The sequence below is a fragment of the Bacillus sp. JJ1503 genome (assembly GCF_036965125.1).
Lineage (GTDB): Bacteria > Bacillota > Bacilli > Bacillales > Cytobacillaceae > Cytobacillus.
The window spans coordinates 1-4076 of sequence record NZ_JBALOZ010000328.1 but is presented as its reverse complement, the minus strand read 5'-3'; the positions used below and the strand labels follow the sequence as shown (position 1 = coordinate 4076).

4 protein-coding genes are annotated in these 4076 nt (G+C 40.0%); all 4 read right to left on the bottom strand.

Going from position 1 to position 4076, the window contains the following annotated elements; translation table 11 throughout:
• Positions 1 to 405, bottom strand: a 405-nt coding sequence (locus tag V7149_RS21630; RefSeq protein WP_335347662.1) for a thioredoxin family protein, incomplete at its 3' end; no start/stop codon positions are given.
• A gap of 205 nt (positions 406 to 610) precedes the next feature.
• Complete coding sequence (gene gatB / locus V7149_RS21625; RefSeq protein WP_335347661.1) at positions 611 to 2038, bottom strand: Asp-tRNA(Asn)/Glu-tRNA(Gln) amidotransferase subunit GatB; 1428 nt, start codon at positions 2036 to 2038, stop codon at positions 611 to 613.
• A 12-nt stretch (positions 2039 to 2050) separates the two neighbouring features.
• Positions 2051 to 3508 carry an Asp-tRNA(Asn)/Glu-tRNA(Gln) amidotransferase subunit GatA gene (gene gatA, locus V7149_RS21620; protein ID WP_335347660.1) on the bottom strand — a complete coding sequence of 486 codons (1458 nt, stop codon included), beginning with the start codon at positions 3506 to 3508 and terminating at the stop codon, positions 2051 to 2053.
• A gap of 13 nt (positions 3509 to 3521) precedes the next feature.
• Entirely contained in the window at positions 3522 to 3812 is a 291-nt protein-coding gene (gatC, locus tag V7149_RS21615) for an Asp-tRNA(Asn)/Glu-tRNA(Gln) amidotransferase subunit GatC (protein WP_335347659.1), read from the bottom strand.
• Positions 3813 to 4076: the final 264 nt, after the last annotated feature.

Below are 4076 nucleotides of genomic sequence, written 5' to 3'. Positions count from 1 at the left end.
GTCCACTATTTCCTGAATCTGTTTCGCTCTAGGACCCCAAACAGCCTGCTCTTCTCCATCCTTATCGATAAAAACAAAAATTGGAATGGCTCTTGATGTCCCATTTGTTAAATATTGATCCATTAATTCAAGGTTTTGATCCCTTAAGACGAATCGGACTTCCATATCAATCTCTGCAGCAATTTTTAATAAAACTGGGTTATTTAAGAGTGCATCTCCACACCAGTCCTCGGTTAAGACAATTGCTTTTAAACCTTTTTCTTTAAAAGGAGCCAGTCTTTCTTTTTCCGTATCTGATAGTGAAAATTTCTCAAGGATAAGGGTCATTTCTTCCTGGTTAACCGTCATTCCTGTTATGTACTGATCCGCTGTTAAACCTTTTTCAAACCATTGATTTAAGCTCATTATAGCCCTCCTATTGTTTCGAAGTCATTCTTACTTATTATTACATATCCCTTTCGTGAAAGTGAAATGGATAGACTTGCTTTCATTTTTTGTCGCTATATGAAAATTAACAAGTCTTTTCCTGGGAAATACACTTGAAATATGTCGACACTTTAGGATAAAAAGTCGAAAAGCTGATGGAAATAATCCACCAGCTTTTTTCATCTTATCTTTTCTTTAATTCCTCTAACAATAACTTATTGACTAATGGAGGATTTGCTTGTCCTTTTGTTGCCTTCATAATTTGTCCAACAAAGAAACCAAGCGCTTTTTCTTTTCCATTTTTATAATCATCAATGATTTTCGGATTATTATCCAATACCTCAGAGATGATTTTTAGGAGTGCTCCTTCGTCAGAGATTTGAACTAATCCTTTCGCTTTCACGATTTGTTCAGCATCTCCGCCGTTTTCAATTAATTCCTTGAAAACAGTCTTCGCAATTTTTGAAGAGATTGTGCCGTTTTCAATCAGCTTGATCATGCCGGCCAGCCCTTCTGGAGTTAAAGCTGTATCTGCAAGCTCTTTTTGCTCTGCCTTTAAATAAGCTGAGACATCACCCATGATCCAGTTGGATGCTTGCTTTGGATCTGCACCAGCATTTACTGTTGCCTCGAAGAAGTCAGCTGATTCCTTGACGACAGTTAATACAGCTGCATCATAGACAGGTAATCCAAGCTCTTCGATATAACGTTTTTGTCGCTGATCTGGAAGCTCAGGAATTTCAGCGCGGATCCGCTCTTTCCATTCATCATTAATATGAACATCGATTAAATCCGGATCAGGGAAATAACGATAATCGTCTGCTCCCTCTTTCACACGCATAAGGATTGTCGTATTTGTCGCTTCATCATACCTGCGCGTTTCTTGATTAATCACTCCGCCTGAACGTACTACTTCCTCTTGGCGGCTTACTTCATATTCAATCCCTTTACGAATGAAGTTAAAGGAGTTCAAGTTCTTTAGCTCTGTTTTCGTTCCGAATTCTTCCTGTCCAACTGGTCGGATCGAAATATTTGCGTCACAACGAAGAGAACCTTCCTCCATTTTACAATCAGAAACACCTGTGTATTGAATAATGGACTTTAATTTTTCAAGATAGGCGTAAGCTTCGTTTGCTGTACGAATATCTGGCTCGGAAACGATCTCGATGAGCGGAGTGCCCGCACGGTTGAAATCACATAATGAATATCCATTTCCATGAGTTAGTTTTCCGGCATCCTCTTCTAAATGAATACGAGTAATCCCGATTCTTTTCTTATAGCCATCTACTTCAATATCAATCCAGCCATGCTCTCCAATTGGCTTATCCAGTTGAGAGATTTGGTAGGCTTTCGGGTTATCCGGATAAAAATAGTTCTTCCGGTCAAATGTCGTAACTGGAGCAATTTCGCAGTTAAGAGCTAACGCCGCCTTCATCCCAAATTCAACTACTTTCTTATTTAGGACAGGCAGAACCCCTGGATACCCAAGGTCAATGACCGTTGTATTCGTATTCGGTTCAGCTCCGAAGTGATTCGGGCTAGCCGAGAAGATTTTTGAATCTGTTTTTAATTCAACGTGTACTTCAAGTCCTATAACCGTTCCAAATTCCATTACTTTCCCCCCTTACAGTGTTGGTTTTTGTTTATGATAATCTGTTGCCTGTTCGAAGGCATGTGCCACACGATAAACAGTGCTCTCATCAAAATGCTTGCCAATGATTTGTAGCCCTAGTGGTAGACCTTGGTCAAATCCACACGGAATTGAAATTCCAGGCACACCTGCAAGGTTAACTGGAATAGTTAAAATATCATTAGCATACATAGTCAAAGGATCTTCGATTGACTCACCGATTTTGAATGCTGGTTTTGGTGATGTTGGTCCAACAATAACATCAAACTTGCTCAGCACATCATCGAAATCCTTCTTGATTAATGTACGTACTTTTTGTGCCTTCTTATAGTAAGCATCATAATAGCCAGAACTTAATGCAAACGTTCCTAGCATGATGCGAAGTTTAACTTCGTCGCCAAATCCTTCTGCACGTGTCTTTTTATAAAGATCAAGCAAGTTTTCAGGATTCTCCGTTCTATATCCATATCGAACTCCATCAAAACGAGCAAGATTCGCTGAAGCCTCAGAAGAAGATAATAGATAATAAGATGCCAATGCATATTTGGAATGTGGAAGGGAAACTTCTTCCCATGTAGCGCCAAGCTTTTCTAGTACTTTTAAAGAATCTAATACAGATTGGCGTGCTGTTTCTCCTACACCTTCACCTAAATATTCCTTCGGTACGGCAATTTTTAACCCTTTAATGTCTCCAGTTAATGACTCTACAAAATTAGGAACTTCGATGTTCGCAGAAGTCGAATCCATCGGATCTAGACCAGAAATCGCCTGCATTAAATAGGCATTGTCTTCAACCGTTCTTGTAATTGGACCAACTTGGTCAAACGATGAAGCAAAGGCGACTATGCCGAAGCGGGACACACGGCCATATGTCGGCTTCATCCCAACAACCCCACAAAAAGCAGCAGGCTGTCTAATAGAGCCGCCTGTATCTGTTCCTAAAGAAAACAACACTTCCCCAGAGGCAACAGCCGCAGCTGAACCACCTGAAGATCCGCCTGGTACCACGTCTAGATTCCATGGATTTCTAGTCTTCTTGAAAGCAGAATGCTCAGTAGTGGATCCCATCGCAAATTCATCCATATTTAATTTCCCAATGGTAATCGTTTCTGCATGATGTAATTTATTCACAACTGTTGCATCATAGATTGGATCAAAGTTTTCTAACATTTTACTTGCACATGTTGTACGCAAGCCTTTTGTAACGATATTATCCTTCAAGCCAATCGGCATTCCAAATAGGAGCCCCTTTGATTCATCCGTTCCTAATTTTTCATCTAGTTTACTCGCTTTTTCACGAGCATTTTCTTCATCTAATGTGATAAAGGCCTGGACCTTATCTTCGACTGCGCTAATACGCTTATATGATTCATCAACAAGATCAGTGACCGAAACTTCTTTTTTATGTAAAAGCTCGTGTAACTCTGATACTTTATGATCAAATAAACTCATCGTATTTCCCCCCTTACTCGATAATGGACGGCACTTTCACTTGCCCGTCCTGATGATCTGGTGCGTTTTTTAGAACCTCTGATTGCGGTAAGCCTTCTTGAGGGATATCCTCTCTCATCACATTTTTCATATCTAAAACATGAGAGGTCGGTTCCACATTGTCTGTATCCAATTCATTTAGCTGTTCGGCAAAGTTAATCATCGAACCCAGCTGTTTTGAGAACATCTCAGCTTCTTCTTCTGTTATGGCCAACCTTGCTAAGGTTGCCACATGTTTTACTTGTTCAGTTGAAATTTTAGACATTTATCGACACCTCCAAAAGTGTAATTCCATAGACACAATAATATAGATAATATCAAACTTTCACACGTTAAAGCAATTTTTTTATTGCGTATATTTGACTTGTACCTATGCCATTTTATCATGAGTTCTGACAATTCGCATTGGTCAAAATAAAGAAATGCCCGTCATGGGGGGTGACGGACTTTTTGGGCTGGAACCTGCTTGGATATGTCCGACTAAGGGCGTGGATGGACTTTTTGAGCGGGATGCGAACGTGAAATGTCC

Coding starts and splice junctions, on each gene's coding strand:
- gatB (WP_335347661.1), bottom strand. CDS start 2,038: ATGGAATTTGGAACGGTTATAGGACTTGAAGTACACGTTGAATTAAAA.
- gatA (WP_335347660.1), bottom strand. CDS start 3,508: ATGAGTTTATTTGATCATAAAGTATCAGAGTTACACGAGCTTTTACAT.
- gatC (WP_335347659.1), bottom strand. CDS start 3,812: ATGTCTAAAATTTCAACTGAACAAGTAAAACATGTGGCAACCTTAGCA.